We start from the raw sequence: 17,436 nt of genomic DNA, 5'->3' as shown, positions 1-17,436 counted from the left end.
TTTTACTCTCCTAATTTCTTGGTGAATGCTTCTAGCAGGTCGGATACAGCAAAAGGCTGCCCTTCTACCTTATTGTAACGGGATATTTGCAATCCCTCTATTTTTTCCTGCAGATAGCCGGCAAACTGGCCATTATTTTGTTCTGCAACGATAATTTTCTTAAATTTCTTCAGTACTGCCGCTGTATTTTTCGGCAACGGGCTAATAAAACGGAAATGAGCCAAAGCTACTTTCTGTCCCGCGTCATTCATTTTCTCCACAGCTTCGCGCAGATGTCCGTAGGTACCGCCCCAACCCACAACGAGCAAGTCGGCATCTTCACCACCTATCAGTTCCAATTGCGGGATAAAATCGGCAATCTTATCAACTTTTGCCTGACGCACGTTCACCATTTTCTGATGATTTGCTGCATCTGTAGATATAGCTCCCGTAGTATAGTCTTTTTCGAGTCCTCCTATACGGTGTGCATAACCTTCAAGACCTGCCTCGGCCCAATAACGAGCCATCGTTTCATCGTCACGTAATGCACTGCGCCATTCGTTACCTTTATATTGGCTTACATCGTGCGGCACTATAGACGGATACTTATCCAAATCAGGTATACGCCATGCGGATGAGCCATTAGCAATGTAACCGTCGGTGAGTAATATTACCGGAGTTATATGTTCTAATGCGACTTTAGATGCCCAATACGCCATATCGAAACAGTCTGTGGGGCTAGCAGCAGCCATAACGACGATGGGACTTTCCCCATTACGTCCGTACAGAGCCTGACGAAGGTCGGTTTGTTCAGTTTTGGTAGGCAGACCTGTCGACGGGCCTCCGCGCTGAACATCCACCACAATAAGAGGTAATTCTGCCATTACGGCAAGGCCTATAGCTTCTCCCTTCAGAGCCAGACCTGGTCCGGAAGTTGAGGTAGCGGCAAGGCTTCCTGCAAAACTGGCACCGATAGCGGTACACACTCCTGCTATTTCATCTTCGACCTGAATGGCCCTTACTCCTAACTGTTTAAATTTAACGAGCTCGTGCAATATGTCAGTGGCAGGTGTAATCGGATATGAGCCTAAGAAAAGCGGCTTGCCTGAATTTTCTGAAGCGGCAATCAGCCCGTAAGCTGTTGCTGTGTTTCCGTTTACATCCAGATAATAACCCTTATCTACATTTACAGTTTCTACACGATATGATGATATGGTAGTATCGGTATTCTGTCCATAATTGAAACCATCGGCCAATACCTTCAGATTTGCTTCCACCAATACCGGTTTCTTGGCAAATTTAGCCGATAGCATATGGTTAGCAACATCGAGAGGCCGGTTGAATAACCAGCAAACCAAACCCAAAGCAAACATATTTTTACTACGGATACGCGATTTCATATCCATTTCCATTCCTTCCAGACTACTTTTAGTCAATGAAGTAATAGGAACTGAGATTATTTGTTGAGTAGTAAGTCCCAACTCAACAAAAGGATCTTCTGTGGCAAACAAGGCCTTCTCCATATCTCTTTTCGAGAAAGAGTCCGTATCGATAACAATAACGGAATCTTTTTTCAGAAAATTGGCATTTACTTTCAATGCTGCCGGATTCATCGCAACTAATACATCCGCCTTATCTCCGGAATTGTAAATCTGGTTTCCTAAATGTACCTGAAATCCGGAAACCCCGGAAAGAGTACCTTGAGGAGCTCTGATTTCTGCCGGATAATCGGGGAAGGTGGAGATTTGATTCCCAAAGATTGCTGAAAGGTTTGAAAAGATGGTTCCGGTTAACTGCATGCCATCCCCCGAATCACCTGAAAAACGTATGACTATGTCCTTTACGTCCTTAATTTTTACTGTGTTTTGCATTACTAATTCTATAAATAACAGATAGTATATTAAATCATAAACAAAGGAAAAAAGTATTAATGAATAAACAAACTAAATTGAGTAAAAAAATGCCAAAATAACACTTTTTACTTAGGGTTACATAGTTTCGTTAAAAAGAACTCAAGCATTTTTCTTCAATTATTGATTGAGCATCTATCTTTTAATTAATAAAGTATGGATTAAAGAAGGAATATGATGAGGAATCATCTGATAAAATATTCTATCAATTCATTGTTAAAATCCATCTATAACAGATAGATTATTTTGATATAAAATCTTTCTTTATAGACAAATATCGATATTCAGGAAAAGTATAGATATATTTGAATTCACTTTTAATAAATTTAATATGATATATGCTATTATTTTGATAATCTTCGGATTAATATCTTTATTATTCAATCAGTATCCCATTACCAAAAAAGCCGCTTTATGGTTCGCCTCTATTGCACCGCTAATTATTATTTGGGGTGTTGCAGGTATTGTGATATTAAGTACAATACGGTACAGCGTTATCCAGGAGAATGCAGTTTATTGGCTCTTTCTTATTTTCGGCAGTATAATAGAAATATTTATTGGTTTACTGTTTATTTACAGATATTTGAAAATAAAAAAGTATGCAGATTCTGATAAAAAGTTTTTTCAATATCAGAATATTCTGGGAGCAATTGCAATATTGGGGGGTATTGCAACAATTATATCTATATAAAACTGCTATACCTGCATCTCTGCCTCCCGATAATTCTTTGTATTTAAATTTAGGTCGATCAATTATTGGCTTTCATCATAATTATTCCGAACTTCATACCAACAATTAAATATACAAAAAATGGAATATCGCATAGAAAAAGATACAATGGGAGAAGTAAAAGTTCCTGCTGACAAATACTGGGGAGCGCAAACCGAACGCTCAAGAAACAATTTCAAAATAGGGCCGGAAGCATCCATGCCTAAAGAGATTATCTATGCATTTGCCTATCTGAAAAAAGCAGCGGCATATGCCAACGCCGATCTGGGTGTGTTGGAGGCATCGAAAAGGGATCTGATAGCCAAAGTATGTGATGAAATATTGGGAGGTAAACTCGACGACCAGTTTCCTCTCGTAATATGGCAAACCGGATCGGGTACACAATCAAACATGAATGTGAACGAAGTTATATCCAACCGGGCATTGGTATTAAGCGGGGGTAGGCTCGGAGAAAAAAGCCCTATCCATCCGAATGATGACGTAAATAAATCACAGTCTTCAAACGACACTTTCCCTACCGCATTACATATTGCCGCATATAAAAAGATAGTAGAACAAACAATCCCTAAAGTCCGTACACTGCAAGAGTCTTTAAGCAGTAAGGCGGATGAGTTTAAAGACATAGTTAAAATAGGCCGGACACATCTGCAAGATGCAACTCCATTAACCTTAGGCCAGGAGTTTTCCGGTTATGCAATCCAATTACAATATGCCATCGAGGCTACTAAAGGGACATTGAAGTATTTATCTCAACTTGCACTGGGGGGAACAGCTGTGGGAACAGGCCTGAATACACCTGACGGATATGATGTGAAGGTCGCAGAATACATCGCTAAATTTACAGGTCTGCCTTTTGTTACCGCACCTAATAAATTTGAAGCATTGGCCTCCCACGATGCCATTGTCGGCACACATGGAGCTTTGAATCAAATGGCAGTGGCACTATTCAAAATAGCACAGGATATCCGGTTACTGGGTTCAGGACCACGTTCCGGTATAGGGGAACTTATATTGCCCGAAAACGAACCGGGATCGTCAATTATGCCGGGAAAAGTAAATCCTACTCAAAACGAAGCCATGACAATGGTTTGTGTGCAAGTTATGGGGAATAATACAACAATCTCTATCGCAGGATCACAGGGTAATTATGAGCTCAATGTTTTCAAGCCCGTTATCGCGGCTAATTTCTTGCAATCAGCACAGCTATTAGGCGACGCGAGCAAATCGTTTAATGACCACTGTGTTGCAGGCATAGAGCCTAACCACAAACGAATAAAGGAATTGGTGGATAATTCTCTTATGCTTGTTACCGCACTAAATACGCATATCGGTTATGAAAAAGCTGCTGCTATAGCAAAAGCTGCGCATAAAAACGGAACAACATTAAAAGAGGAAGCAATTAAATCCGGATTCCTTTCCGCCGAAGAGTTCGACAAATGGGTTCGCCCGGAAGATATGGTAGGAAGCCTGAAGTAGGTTAATACTTTCTTTTGCACTTCTTCTATAATCTTTTCTTAATGTCGATTATGAATATAGTTTAATAACAAATAAAAGGACAACCAAGGTTGTCCTTTTATTTGTTATTAATAAATTATAATCAGAATATTCTATTTGACATCTTTGGCCTCCTGATATTCTATATTAAAGTCACTCTCCGGCAAAGGAGGTGTTCCACAAAACGACATATTAGGGATATGATATTTAACCGGATAGCCATTATCATTGTAAGTGTAAGTTAATTTAAAAGTGACAGGAGCCTGTTCCTTACCGTTCTCATCCAAAGAATATGTATATATTTCAGTACAATTATTATAAACAAAATTGGATTTACCCAGCATGATTACTAAAAACCATTGAGGTGTATTTACATAACTATATATACCGTTATAATTATCATATACATAAGAATAATAATTATTGTTCAAATCGTACTTTGTTATATTACCTTTTTGGTCGTAACTATAATTATATACTACCGATGTGTTTCGGTCATTGTTATAAGATTGTTTCATTCCCAAAATTCTGCCTTGTGCGTCGGCATCAATATACCGGGTATAATATGTATCTTGTATTACGATCTGCGATTCATCGTAGGTAAACAAATAGACATTATTTTCTCCTCCTGAAATCTGCTCAACGGCTTTTTTAATACAACCATCTGTATCGTATTCTATTTTAAGTTCGCTATATTTGGATAATCCACCTCCCGACTTCAGATAATAACTACAGTTTACAAGACGATTATAATTATCATAAATCAATATAGTCTGTCCTCCATTCTTTTCTCCTGAGACTTTAACAGGTAACAATCTGGCCGAAGTTCCTCCTGGAAAATTATGCATCCTATTTTCATCAGAACATGCAACCATGAATAGAAATACTAAAACAAGGCATAACTTAAAATACAAATTAATATTTCTCATAATAAAAAAGTCTAGGGTTAATATTGCTTTATATATTATATGATGAGATTTATTTATGGAAAGCTGCATATGAAAGTAATATTTTCCTCAACTTCATATAACAACACGTAAAGCACTATATCTAAACAATATAAACACATTACATATACTCTATCGAAAAATAGTATACAAAATAATAAGATAAAAGTTTATTTGCACAAACAACTGGAAGAGACTCTATTTTTGGAACAAGAGATTACTTTATCAAATTTTGAGGCTAGTAATGTATTGATGAATAATCTGCAATAAGACAAACGTTCCTATCAAAGCAAAAACCCTCTGAAAATCTAGTGATAATCAAAGGGTTTTAAAATTGATTCGTGCGCATGAAGGAAGCACTTACTTATCATATTAATGAATATAAGAACACAAAAAATAAGCATCTTATAAAAATTATTTTTGTTATTTTGTAATCTGAAATTTATAAACTAAAACTATTCGTTCCCCTGAGCGTTTCCCTTGAATTATGGATATTAATTTCTTTTTAAAAGATAAATCAAAAAAAACAAGTAGTATTAGGGCTATTGTAAGATTTAAAGGTCAGCGCTATCCTATTTATGTTGGGGAAACGGTTATTGTTAAATATTGGAATACTTCGACTCATAGATGTCGTATAGTTCGTGAATATCCAGATGCGTCATTTATTAATAAGAGATTGGAGGAATGGGCTGATATTATAGAAATGGTATTTAATGAATGGGGCATGTTGGTACCGACACAATTAATGGTAAAAGATGCTATAAATGAAAAAATACGACAGAAAAACATCGACGCAGGTGGCATATCGGACAAAGAAGATGAGCAGTACTTAATCAACTTTGCACATAAATACAGGAATGAATGCCAACGAAAAGAAGAAACTAAAAAAAGTTATCTTACTACAATAAATAAATTATTGGCCTTCGAGAAAAAATATAAAGTACGATTAAGGTTCATTGATATTAATATAGACTTTTATAATAGATTTATGAACTGGATGCTTACCAGCACGTATAAAAAAGGCGACAAACAGGTTTATTATACTAAAAACTATATAGGTGGTCTAATAAAGGATATAAAAACCTTTACGGGACAAGCAAAGAAGCAAAAACTGCATAACTTTTCTTTTCATGAGGATGAAGATTTTAAGACTGAACAAGAAAATACAGATTCAATTTATTTAACAGAAGAAGAAATTGTAAATATATATAATCTTAAGTTTACAGAAGAATTTCTCATCAATAACGGCTATGATGCGCGTCCAAATAATTTAAAGTCTGCAATTAAGTCATTAAATGAGGAACGAGATCGATTCTTGATTGGCTGCTTTACGGCCCTTCGTCATTCCGATTATTCCAGACTTGAAAATGCGAATTTTAAAGATGATTTGATTGGCATCTGGACGTTGAAAAAAGATAAACGAGTATTCGTTCCCATGCATCATTTATTAAAAGAAATACTCGAAAGACGCAGCAATATATTACCCAAACCCATATCAGGGCAAAAACATAATAAGCAGATTAAGGAAATAGGGAAACTCGCCGGAATAAACGATGAAGTTTTACTAACCAAAACGAGAGGGGGAAAAAGAGTTAGTACTGTAGGTTCTAAATATGAATTTATTACAACTCATACAGCCAGAAGATCCGGGGCAACAAATATGTACTTAGCGGGTATAGATATTAAATTCATCCAAGACCTTCTTGGTCACTCTAAAGTAGAACAGACTTTGAATTATATTAAAGTATCAGCAGAAGAGAATGCAAAGAGATTAATGAATCATACTTATTTTAAAGGAGAAGAAAAAAAATAGCGAAAATATTTTTTTATTAAAAAACACTATTTATATTTGCAAAGGATTTAGCGAGTCGAATTTTATATGAAAGTATGAGATTTGGCTTTTTTGTGTTTATATACCTAGCTCGTACTTTCCTGTAAATTCCTCTAAGACACTTTGTCTGGTAGCCTACTAAAAATCATTAGGCACTATGACAACGACAATTACAATCTCGAAAACAGAATTATTAAGCCGGCTACAGTCGGTAAGTAAAATCATCTCCCCGAAGAATACGCTTCCGATCATGGATAATATTCTTTTGGATATCCAAGACGGAACAATCCGAATTTCGGCAGCCGATCATCAAGGTCGGATAAACACTTCCATTGATGGAATATTGACAGATAATAACATATCTGTTTGCATCGAACCTAAATTATTAATTGAGGCCCTAAAGACATTACCGGAACAGCCTATCACAATTTCTATTGATGAAAAGCTAGCAGTCATCGTCAAATACAAAGGTGGTAAGTTTGAATTGGCAGGACTTTCACCTAATGAATTTCCCAAAGAAAAAGATGTAACCAACGCTACAAAGATTTCTTTATCATCCAAAGTATTATTAAATGGGATAGAAAAAACTATTTTCTGTGCATCTACTGATGATCTTCGCCCAATAATGACTTCTGTCTATCTGGATATCACAGAAGGTCAAATAAGCTTTGTCGCCTCAGATGGTCATAAGCTTGCACTGTTGGAACTTCAAGACGAATCAATGACAGAAGAAATAAGCTTTGCCCTTCCTCTTAAAATTGCAACCATTCTAAAAGGTATAGTCAAACCATCCGATGAACTGATAAATATTTTCATCAACGGTAATTCCGCCCGGTTCGAACTAGGATCGGACAGCATCGTTGCGACTCTACAAGAGGGAAGCTATCCAAACTACCGGTCTGTTATTCCTCAGAATAATGATAAAATATTATCAATAGGTAAAGGTGATCTGAATGGAGCATTAAAACGTGTATCAGTATTTGCCAATCAATCGAGCAGCTTGGTTAAACTAGAGCTAACAAACGATCAGATCAAAATATCGGCACAGGATATTGACTATTCTGTTGCTGCTGATGAAACGGTTACTTGTGAGTACAACAACAATTCTATGGCTATTGGCTTTAAAGGGCATTTTCTTACAGAGCTGATCTCTGCTATTCCTACATCTAATCTTCAAATGTCGTTCTCCGATCCAAGTCGGGCCACTCTCATTACTCCTGTAGATGATAAGTCGGAGGATAAGTTAGTATATCTCCTGATGCCAATGATGCTTAACAATTGATGCCATGACAAAGCCAGATTTAATAAGAAAGATAAAGCTCATTCTCAAACACGAGAATATCAATAAGACTGAGAATGCCGGAGCCAAGCAAGGGCTCGAAAAAGCCATCGAAATATTGGAATCGAATCAACGTGATTTATCAGGATTGGATGAACTCGATACTACTCAGGCAAAAGCGATCGCAATGTTTGCTATTGACTTTAATAATATGAAGCCTTGTAGAGCATTCTTCGTGGCCCTTGGTGAATCAATCGAGGGCAAAGTACCTGATGAGAAGTTCTACAAAAAGTTATGGAAGGTTATGGACGAACAAAATAAGAATAAATAATCATGGCAACAAATAACAATTCATTTCAAGATACAATCAAAGCTTACTTAGATAAGCGAGCTGCAGAAGATTCTCTCTTTGCCGTAACGTATGCAAAGGAAAACAAGAATATCAAAGACTGCTGCAGCTACATAACCAGTCAGGCAAAGAAACAAGCAAGTAACGGTTGTGCTATGATCGAAGACTCGCTCATCTTTTCTGCTAGGATACGAGGAAAAAGGATTGAGACAGTTGAAGTGTCTCTCAAACAACTAAAGGTTGTACAATGTCGAGGCTTACAGAACTCTAACACCGAGTACCACGATCGTATAATCTCTCTTGTGACTAAGAATATGCATTTGATCAAAGAACGTCTTAAAGCGAAAAAGAATGGAACTAAAAAAGATGTCAACAGAATACCTCAAGGAGTCGATATGGCGGTGTAACTATCGCCTTGCCTTAGGCGATTACGGCTGTATGCGTACCGAACATCGTGTTCGTGAAGCTATGAGAGACTACCAGACTGAACTGGATAAGAGAAAACAAACAGAGTTAGATTTTAAATAAGATTATAGATATGGATAAGAAAATTGCATCAAAGGAATTTATAGAAGGGTGGCTTACTTATTTAGCAATAGCATTTCCTAAAAATGAAGAGAATTTCTGGGGGCTACTAGCAGAAAGACTGCAATGCTATGGCTGCTCTGAGTTGGAAGTAAGTAAAGCCGTATACTCAATTATTGATTATACAAATAAAGAGTTTCTGACTATAGCGGAAATTTTACAACCAATACTGATAGCTAGAGAACTCAATATTGTCGATTAATTTAAATCACATGAAAGATCCTGCATTTTTATTTTACAGTAATGATTTCTATGGGAGCACAAGAACGATGCTCCCCAAAGAAAGAGCATGCTATCTTGATTTGATGATTTACCAGCATCAGCACGGATACATACCACTTGATTTAGATCGGGTTTTAATGTTTTGCAGTGGCATTGATGAAGCAACCCTTAAAGCAACCCTTGAAGCAAAGTTTAAACAATGCGATAAAGGATGGTATAATGTTAGGCTTAAAATTGAGATGGAGAAGCGTGAAAAATATTCAGATACCCAAACTAAAAATGGAGTTATTGGGCAATTCTGGAAGAAACTAAAATCCGAATTTTCCAACCAAAAAGAATACGAAAAGTTTAAGAAAAGATTCCCAGAGGTAAATAAAGATGATTTTTATGATTTGATTATTTCCTATCAAAATAATTCATTTTCAACTCATGGAAAAATTTGCTAAAGTTGACCCCATCTCGCCAATCCAAATTGACCCCCATGTAACAATCTAAACTGACCCCCTGGCTGCAGTTTAAATTGACCCCGGTAAAGAAGAGTAAAACAGAAGCTTGTCAGTTTTGTTTTAAAGTGTTAAAATTTTTGTTACTTAAAAGCTGAGCAACAAAAATTTATCATCATGTCTAACAAAACCATTAGTATGTTAAAACTACGACAAGTAATCCGTCTTTATAATCAGGGCAAAGGCACCAAAGCCATTGCCGGAATGTTGTTTATCTCACGCAATACCATTAAGAAGTACCTGCACATATTCCTTAGTTCAGGTCTTAGTTACGAAGCCTTTTCAGGGATGAGCGATCTGGAGTTATCCCAGAAGTTTCTGGTTGCCGCCCATCCTGAGAAGAGCCAGCGTCAAGTAGATCTGGAGGCTCTGCTTCCGGGTATATGCAGGGAACTCAAGCGTAAGGGCGTTACTAAAGAGATGCTCTACAGGCAGTATATAGAGAAGTACCCTGAAGGTTACGGCATCTCCCGCTTTTGCGGTTTTATCCGGTTGTATTTAGCCCAGCATCGTCCTGTTATGCACATCGAACATAAAGCCGGCGACAAGATGTATATCGACTTTACAGGTCAAAAGCTACATCTGGATAATGGAGACGGGACCAAGACAGAGACGGAAGTCTTTGTTGCTATTCTGGGATGTAGCCAACTCACTTATGTGGAAGCAGTAGCCAGCCAGAAGAAAGAAGACCTGATACGGGCCTGTGAGAACGCTCTGATCTATTTTGAGGGCGCACCTTTGGTGGTTGTACCCGATAACTTGAGAGCAGCCGTAACCAAGGGCAGTAAATACGAAGCGGTGTTGAACGAGTCCTTCGCCTGCTTTGCGGAGCATTACTCGATGACAGTCCTTCCGGCAAGGGCTTACAAACCACGGGACAAGTCCCTGGTGGAAGGTGCGGTAAAACTGGTATATAAAACAATCTTTACCAAGCTGGACAAGCGTATCTTCTATGACCTGTCTTCATTGAACGCTGCTATCCGGGTCGCCCTGGAGATACACAACAACACACCTATGTATAAACGGGAGTACAGCCGCAGACAACAGTTCGAAGAGATTGAGCGTGATGTGTTGCAGGACCTGAACCCGATCCGCTATGAGCTGAAAGAACAGGCTCAGCTTACTGTCTGGAAGAACGGATATATACGCTTAGGAGTGGATACCCATTATTACAGCGTCCCCTATAAATATATCGGAAAAACAGTCAAAGTCCTTTATACTTCGCAGTCAGTAGAGGTTTACTACCGGCATGAACTCATTGCCCAACATGTGCGTAACAGACGTAAATACCAATATACGACCAACACGGAACATCTGGCCTCCCAACACCAGTTCCTGACCGAGTGGTCTGCCGAGAAGTTTATATCCCAGGCTATGGATATACATGAGGATGTGGCTGAGTATATAGCCAAAGTGCTGGAGGAAAAAACATACCCTGAGCAGGCCTACAAGTCTTGTTCAGGCATACTAAGTTTCTCCAGGCGGGTGGGTAACGAACGCCTGATAGATGCCTGCCGCTGTGCCCAAGCCTTCGGGCAATACGGATACAGGGTAATAGAAGAGATCCTGAACAAGCGTCTGGATAAGCTAAAACTGGAGGATGAAGCTGCACGCATACCCAATCATAAAAATATCAGGGGCAAAGACTATTATCAGTAAACATTTAAACCAAGAATAAATCATGAACAATCAAACATTGGACAAGTTACGCCAGATGCGCTTATTTGGCATGTATGAAGCTTTTAAGACCAACCTGGAAGGCTCCATTAAAGAGACATTAACACCTGATCAGTTTATCGCTATGCTGGTAAACAGTGAATGGGATGACCGTAAGAATAAGTCCATAGCCAGGCTTATTAAACTGGCCAACTTCCGTTACAAGGCATCATTGGAACAACTGGACTACTCTGTAGAAAGGGGGCTGGATAAGAATGAAGTACACAGGCTGGCTTCTTTAGACTTTATCAAGGAACACAAGGATCTGTTTATTACAGGTAGTACGGGGACAGGCAAGAGCTATCTGGCATCTGCATTAGGCTTTCATGCCTGTCAGATGGGATACAGGGTGCTATACGCTTCAACAGCTAAATTGATGGGCCAGCTTAAACTGGCTAAAGCCAAAGGTACCAACCTGACTGAACTCAAGAGGATAGAAAGGACAGACCTGCTTATTTTGGATGATTTTGGATTGCAACCTTTTGACTCACAGGCAAGAGTTACATTGCTGGATATCATAGAAGACAGGCACGGGAAAAGGTCTACGCTGATTACATCCCAGATACCTGTCAAGGAATGGTATGACATTATAGGAGAGAAAACCATTGCGGATGCTGTATTGGACAGGATAGTACATCAATCACTGAGGGTTGAACTACATGGTGAATCACTCAGAAGAAAAAAATCTAATCAGGAATGTTTATATTTGTAAAAATTAATTAGTAAAAACCGACAAAAATGATGGCTTTTTACAAACAAAAAATGACTGCTTTTTTTACTCCTAAACAAAAACTTTCCAAGGGGTCAATTTAGATTGGCGGATGGGGGTCTATTTTAGTGTTATTTCCAGAGGCTAACTTGTCCATTTTGAAATGATTTTTATTGGTTATTATTTTGCTTTTATCTACATTTGAGAGTGTAAATATTAATTACAATGCAAATATAACTAATTAATAGTATTATAATAGTAATATTATTAGTTAATAATAGTTAATCATTAGTTATGCTTGATCTAAAACAATTCAGAAAAGAAAATAAAATAACCCAAATTCAACTAGCTGAATATTTAAGTGTTACGCAAGGTTTTATTTCTCAAATAGAGAAGGGCGTTAGCCAACTTCCTGAGATTTATATTAGTAAGATTTTAGAAGAAGGGATTTATAAATTACCCGAAAATTATTCTATTAATGACAGAAAAGACTTATTAAGTATAGGAGAGTATAAAATACCTAATGATGGCACATATAGACTTATTCCTCTTATAAATTCAGATGCAGTAGGAGGTATGCATAAAATGAATGATATTAGTTTAGCTGACCCTGAATTTATAAAAGGTTATATTCCATTCACAGATGCATTAGAAGAAGACCTTTGTATTCCAGTTACCAGCGATAGTATGATACCAACTTGTCCTCCTGGTTGTGTAGTGCAAATAAGACAGGTTGAGGATTGGAGAGAATATTTTGGGTATGGTAATTTGTTCGTTATACAGCTTAAAGATGGGCGAAGAATAATAAAAGAGGTTACTAGATGTGATACAAATCCCAAAGATTATATTCTCTGTATATCTCATAACAAATCAGTTCCTCCGGAAGAGTTACCAAAGAATTTTATAGTGAGTGTTTGGAAAGTAATTAAAGTGTTAACCGATAGAGGTTGGTAAAATAAATGATATAATAATACTATGGACTTTAAAGATCAAATCAAGCAGCTTTCAGACAGAGCTGAAAAGCTAAAAGACAGTTTACAAACAGAAGAAGCAACTAAAAATGCTTTAATTATGCCGTTTCTTCAATCAATGGGTTATGACGTATTTAATCCATTAGAAGTAATGCCAGAGTTCACATGTGATATAGGTACTAAGAAAGGTGAGAAAATAGATTATGCTATTTTGAAGGATGGTGATCCGATAATGCTTATAGAATGTAAACATTGGAAACAAGAGCTTACATTGCATGACAATCAACTCCTCCGTTATTTTCATGTATCTCCAGCTAAGTTTGGTCTATTAACGAATGGTATAGTTTATAGGTTTTATACTGATTTGGAAACACCGAATAAAATGGATGAGAAGCCATTTCTTGAACTAAATTTATTCGATTTAAAAAGTGCAACGATTGAAGAATTAAAGAAATTTCATAAAGCATATTTTGATGTTGAGAATATATTGAGTTCAGCAAGTGAGTTAAAATATACAAGCCAGCTGAAAGCAGTTATTAATAATGAATTCTCTAACCCAAGCCCTGAGTTTGTAAAGCTTTTTGCAAAGCAAGTTTATGATGGGGTTATTACACCTAAATTACTAGAACAATTTACTTCCTTAGTAAAGAGATCTATTTCTGGATTGATTAGTGATACTATTTCAGATCGCTTAAAGACAGCACTTAAAACAGAGGTTGCACAGGAAGAACAATCTGATAAAACAGATCAGCAGCCTGCCGATGAAAATAACAATGGTATAGTTACAACAGAGGAGGAACTAGAGGGCTTCATGTTAGTGAAGGCTATACTAAGAGAAGTCGTTGATGTTTCAAGAATAGCCCACAGGGATGCCCAGACTTACTTTGCTATACTCTTTGATGATAATAATAGGAAACCCATTGTGCGTTTGTATCTCAATTCTCCAACCAACAAGTATATCGTTACTTTCGACAAGGATAAAAAAGAAACTAGACACAATATTAACTCATTAGATGATATTTATACATATGCTAATGAGATAAAAGAGGTCGTTAAATTTTATTTACAATAACAATCAATGAAAAAACTATTACTGCTATTACTTATATTTCCTTTGTTTATTTCGTGTGGAGGGGATGATGAAAAGGAGTTTGGCAAAGAAATAAATTCAAAGGACATCGTTGGCAGTTGGTCTACAGGTGTCGAAGGCACCCACAAATATATTAGCTTCGATGAAGACAATACAGGCTTTTATGCATTGTATAGTGGAGCAACAATAGTATCAAGCTACACTTTTGACTATGTTCTGACAGGGAATCAAATATCCCTCAAGATCAAATATTCATTTAATGAGAATTTGATCGGAAAGATGAAGGTCTGGGATTGCGAGTTATCTTCTAAATCTTTTAAAGTGAAGAATGAAGCTGAAGCTGGAGCTTATACGAAAATAAAATAGTATCCTTCTAGCAAAGCTAAACTAAAATCGAAATAGGATTAATTTATGTTTTCATCAGACAAAGAGAAAGAGGATGTTTATTTTGCTTATTTGAAAGCAATAAGAAACTCTGAAAAGGAATATAAATTTCTAAAGAAATATCGAGTTAATAAGAAGCTTGATTTTTGGAAGAGATATGATACTCTTTACGGTAAAGACTTTTCGCCGAAACATCTTTCTCTAATGAAAACAGAAGGGCTATTAGATATAGATACTGACACAAGGCGTTATATACTCTCCGAAAAAGGAGAAATAATGTATAAGAGAGGGTGGATTTACCATAATATCAAATGGTACGATACTGGGTTGATCCGCAAATACTCTTTTATAATTAGTATACTAGCTCTGATAGTGGCAGGTGTTGGTAGCGAAAATATCGTGACTGGGTTGAAGTGGTTAATGAAAGTTATCGGAAATATAATATAGCTATGAGCATCAAAACAATAATCATAAACGCTTTAACTATATTCCATTGGCGATCAATTCTTCGGGAGAAATTACCACCCCACCAATCGATATCCTTTCGAATCTGCTTTAATTGCTCGCGATTAGAGAGTTTTTTCTCTTTACATCTTTTACAAGCATAGAATTCGCCATCTTTCATATAACACATAAAAGTAACAATATTATTTATACTATAAAATATAACCCAATGAACGAAAAAGACAAAATAATAGCTTCTTTGCATAAACAATTGCAAGAGGCTTTAAGTAAAAACAGAGCGTTAGAGCAGGAGGTTGCTTTATTGAAATATCAGGCAGAAAATAACTCCAAACATTTTCATACAACATCGACCGTTCCCCTATCCGTTTCCCCAAAAAGCAAAACCCTCTGAGATTCCACTGAAAATCAAAGGGTTTTAAAATTGAATTGTGCGCATGAAGGGACTCGAACCCCCACGACCGTAGGTCACTGCCACCTGAAGACAGCGCGGCTACCAATTACGCCACATGCGCCTTTACTCGAGCGAAAAACGGGGCTCGAACCCGCGACCCCAACCTTGGGAAGGTTGTGCTCTACCAACTGAGCTACTTTCGCAATTGGTGATGCAAAATTAATACATTTTTTTAGAATAAATCAAAGCTTTGATTCTTATTTCAAAATAATTGATTTTTTTTTACCAGAAAAAGCAAAATAGCAGAAATTAAACAAAAAAGGCTAGCCGTTATAGCTAACCCCCTGTACACACGATGAGATTCGAACTCACACGTCCTTGCGGACACTACCCCCTCAAAGTAGCATGTCTACCAATTCCACCACGTGTGTATAATTACTTTAAACAAAAAATGTGACCTTTGTCACATTCGAGCGAAAGACAGAATCCAAGACTATTATCCTTTGTATTTTTTGATAAAAATATTTTCAAGAATAAATATAAAGACTAATATTTATTAGTGCTTTTTTGTCCAAAAATCATCTATAAAGCGTCCTCTGACAACCTGCTCTTCTTTTCGGATTCAAAAGTAGTTTCTTTTTTTTAATTAGCCAAATCTTTGCGTTTCTATTTATCCTCCGTCTAATAACAAAAAGACAGACCATACTATTTTATATATAATACGGTCTGTCAGCATTTCTGTAATGTATGATCAGAAAAATGGATTAACTATTGTTTTTCGAACTTTATTTTCATTTTATATACATCCAGTGTTATCTTATAATGTCCGTTTTCTCCCTCTTTTATTACCCACTTAAGGTCTTCTCCACCTTTATTTGCCTGCATTCTATCATCGGTAACAGGAGCACTTGCGATCACCGGCCTAAGTGTATAATCATCATAATTTTGAGCACTTAATATTTTAAACTCACCAACATTAAGTGTGATATTCAATTCAAACAAATTAGGATTACCGGCATTCATCGTAAACTTATAAAGGTCTTGTGGAACGCCCCATCCAGTACCGGCACTACCGACAAGATATAGATTGGGGTATGGAACATTAACCTCACATTTCAGCGTCATATTATCCTTTCTCACCTCTATATTATAGATACTCTCGGTACTGATTTCAAACATGTTGTCGGGTTCGCTGTCCAGAGTTCTATTGACCAATCTATTATCGCCAGCTCCTTTATTCAGCGAAGGCAACGGTTCACCCAATATGGATATAAATTTAAAATACCCCGGCTTTAAGACCCCCTGCCATTGGTAAATATTCCCGGCTTCGACCTCTGTCATTTTAATAGCCTTTGTCAGGCCTGTCCCTACAGGAGTAGCATCACCAGTAAGATATAAGGTCTCAGGCGTCGGCACATAGCTTTTTATTTCGAGAGGAATGATAGAGATTTCGGGATATATGAACTTAGGGCCGATTACCTTTGCAACCACCCTGGCTTCCATTTTTATATCGGAACCCGGCAATAATCCCCACTTGTTCAAAATCAAATCATTCAGTTCCTTATTGGTATATTCGACCTTGAACTCTTCGTCAGGAGCAAATTCTATCGGTTCGGTAGACGTCTTGAAATCTGCGCCAAAAATATCGAGCCTGAAAAAGTAAACCAATGTATTCTCCGGCCCGGGATCCTTTCCCTTATTCCATGTAAAGGAAACAGCCACATCATTCCCCCTGGCTTCATCCAATACAATCGTATCTGCCGAAGCTTTTAAAGATAAGGCATCCCCACTGCTGCTTTCATCATCATCGTTACAGGCTACAAAACAAATCGTAGCAAAAAATATTGTCAATATATATAATAATCGCTTTTGCATAGTTAT

Annotated in this window: 18 protein-coding genes and 3 tRNA genes; 15 read left to right on the top strand and 6 right to left on the bottom strand. The window is 37.2% G+C overall.

The annotated features are described in order from the left end of the window. Nucleotides 1-2 precede the first annotated feature (2 nt). Nucleotides 3-1,850 (bottom strand): 2-oxoacid:acceptor oxidoreductase subunit alpha, encoded by a 1,848-nt coding sequence (locus QZL88_RS18210; protein ID WP_296943586.1) that lies wholly within the window; start codon nt 1,848-1,850, stop codon nt 3-5. An 850-nt stretch (nt 1,851-2,700) separates the two neighbouring features. Here QZL88_RS18210 and fumC point away from each other — a divergent pair. Then, nucleotides 2,701-4,095 carry a class II fumarate hydratase gene (gene fumC / locus QZL88_RS18205; protein WP_296943584.1) on the top strand — a complete coding sequence of 465 codons (1,395 nt, stop codon included), beginning with the start codon at nt 2,701-2,703 and terminating at the stop codon, nt 4,093-4,095. Between the two features lie 131 nt (nt 4,096-4,226). Here the strand turns inward: fumC and QZL88_RS18200 are convergent, their stop codons facing one another. Continuing rightward, nucleotides 4,227-4,961, bottom strand: coding sequence for a hypothetical protein (locus QZL88_RS18200; protein ID WP_296943582.1), 735 nt, complete (start codon nt 4,959-4,961; stop codon nt 4,227-4,229). A gap of 586 nt (nt 4,962-5,547) precedes the next feature. On the opposite strand from QZL88_RS18200, the gene QZL88_RS18195 reads away from it, so the two are divergent. From QZL88_RS18195 to QZL88_RS18130, 14 genes are all read left to right on the top strand, one after another. Then, nucleotides 5,548-6,873: a tyrosine-type recombinase/integrase gene (locus tag QZL88_RS18195; protein ID WP_296943580.1), complete on the top strand. Its 1,326-nt coding sequence runs from the start codon at nt 5,548-5,550 to the stop codon at nt 6,871-6,873. A 175-nt stretch (nt 6,874-7,048) separates the two neighbouring features. Continuing rightward, nucleotides 7,049-8,173, top strand: a complete 1,125-nt coding sequence (gene dnaN / locus QZL88_RS18190; protein ID WP_296943578.1) for a DNA polymerase III subunit beta — start codon at nt 7,049-7,051, stop codon at nt 8,171-8,173. 4 nt (nt 8,174-8,177) lie between these two features. Then, nucleotides 8,178-8,501, top strand: a complete 324-nt coding sequence (locus QZL88_RS18185; RefSeq protein WP_296943575.1) for a hypothetical protein — start codon at nt 8,178-8,180, stop codon at nt 8,499-8,501. Nucleotides 8,502-8,503: 2 nt separating this feature from the next. Next, nucleotides 8,504-8,926 carry a Cas9 inhibitor AcrIIA9 family protein gene (locus QZL88_RS18180; RefSeq protein ID WP_296943573.1) on the top strand — a complete coding sequence of 141 codons (423 nt, stop codon included), beginning with the start codon at nt 8,504-8,506 and terminating at the stop codon, nt 8,924-8,926. Beyond that, nucleotides 8,871-9,047 carry a hypothetical protein gene (locus QZL88_RS18175; protein ID WP_296945154.1) on the top strand — a complete coding sequence of 59 codons (177 nt, stop codon included), beginning with the start codon at nt 8,871-8,873 and terminating at the stop codon, nt 9,045-9,047. The genes QZL88_RS18180 and QZL88_RS18175 overlap by 56 nt, the downstream gene beginning before the upstream one ends. A gap of 10 nt (nt 9,048-9,057) precedes the next feature. After that, nucleotides 9,058-9,306 carry a hypothetical protein gene (locus QZL88_RS18170; RefSeq protein WP_296943571.1) on the top strand — a complete coding sequence of 83 codons (249 nt, stop codon included), beginning with the start codon at nt 9,058-9,060 and terminating at the stop codon, nt 9,304-9,306. A 10-nt stretch (nt 9,307-9,316) separates the two neighbouring features. Next, nucleotides 9,317-9,772, top strand: coding sequence for a DUF1376 domain-containing protein (locus QZL88_RS18165; RefSeq protein WP_296943570.1), 456 nt, complete (start codon nt 9,317-9,319; stop codon nt 9,770-9,772). Nucleotides 9,773-9,967: 195 nt separating this feature from the next. Continuing rightward, nucleotides 9,968-11,488: an IS21 family transposase gene (istA, locus tag QZL88_RS18160; RefSeq protein ID WP_296938926.1), complete on the top strand. Its 1,521-nt coding sequence runs from the start codon at nt 9,968-9,970 to the stop codon at nt 11,486-11,488. Nucleotides 11,489-11,510: 22 nt separating this feature from the next. Continuing rightward, nucleotides 11,511-12,257 carry an IS21-like element helper ATPase IstB gene (istB, locus tag QZL88_RS18155; RefSeq protein WP_296938925.1) on the top strand — a complete coding sequence of 249 codons (747 nt, stop codon included), beginning with the start codon at nt 11,511-11,513 and terminating at the stop codon, nt 12,255-12,257. Between the two features lie 291 nt (nt 12,258-12,548). After that, a complete protein-coding gene (locus tag QZL88_RS18150) occupies nt 12,549-13,208 on the top strand; it encodes an XRE family transcriptional regulator (protein WP_296943569.1) in 660 nt (219 codons plus the stop codon). Between the two features lie 21 nt (nt 13,209-13,229). Then, a complete protein-coding gene (locus QZL88_RS18145; protein WP_296943568.1) occupies nt 13,230-14,297 on the top strand; it encodes a type I restriction endonuclease in 1,068 nt (355 codons plus the stop codon). A 6-nt stretch (nt 14,298-14,303) separates the two neighbouring features. After that, nucleotides 14,304-14,681 (top strand): hypothetical protein, encoded by a 378-nt coding sequence (locus QZL88_RS18140; RefSeq protein ID WP_296943566.1) that lies wholly within the window; start codon nt 14,304-14,306, stop codon nt 14,679-14,681. Between the two features lie 45 nt (nt 14,682-14,726). Further along, the gene (locus QZL88_RS18135; protein ID WP_296943565.1) at nt 14,727-15,146 is read left to right on the top strand and encodes a hypothetical protein; all 420 of its coding nucleotides are present in this window, start codon (nt 14,727-14,729) and stop codon (nt 15,144-15,146) included. Between the two features lie 226 nt (nt 15,147-15,372). Then, nucleotides 15,373-15,555 carry a hypothetical protein gene (locus QZL88_RS18130; protein WP_296943564.1) on the top strand — a complete coding sequence of 61 codons (183 nt, stop codon included), beginning with the start codon at nt 15,373-15,375 and terminating at the stop codon, nt 15,553-15,555. 38 nt (nt 15,556-15,593) lie between these two features. On the opposite strand, the gene QZL88_RS18125 is transcribed toward QZL88_RS18130, so the two are convergent. The 4 genes from QZL88_RS18125 to QZL88_RS18110 form a co-directional block, all read right to left on the bottom strand. Next, a tRNA-Leu gene (locus QZL88_RS18125) sits at nt 15,594-15,676 on the bottom strand. 9 nt (nt 15,677-15,685) lie between these two features. Continuing rightward, nucleotides 15,686-15,758, bottom strand: a tRNA-Gly gene (locus tag QZL88_RS18120). Between the two features lie 144 nt (nt 15,759-15,902). After that, nucleotides 15,903-15,986: transfer RNA gene (locus QZL88_RS18115), tRNA-Leu, on the bottom strand. A gap of 337 nt (nt 15,987-16,323) precedes the next feature. After that, complete coding sequence (locus QZL88_RS18110) at nt 16,324-17,430, bottom strand: SusF/SusE family outer membrane protein (protein WP_296943563.1); 1,107 nt, start codon at nt 17,428-17,430, stop codon at nt 16,324-16,326. Nucleotides 17,431-17,436: the final 6 nt, after the last annotated feature.

Source organism: uncultured Dysgonomonas sp., from assembly GCF_900079725.1.
GTDB lineage: Bacteria > Bacteroidota > Bacteroidia > Bacteroidales > Dysgonomonadaceae > Dysgonomonas.
This window is presented reverse-complemented; position numbering and strand designations above follow the sequence as displayed.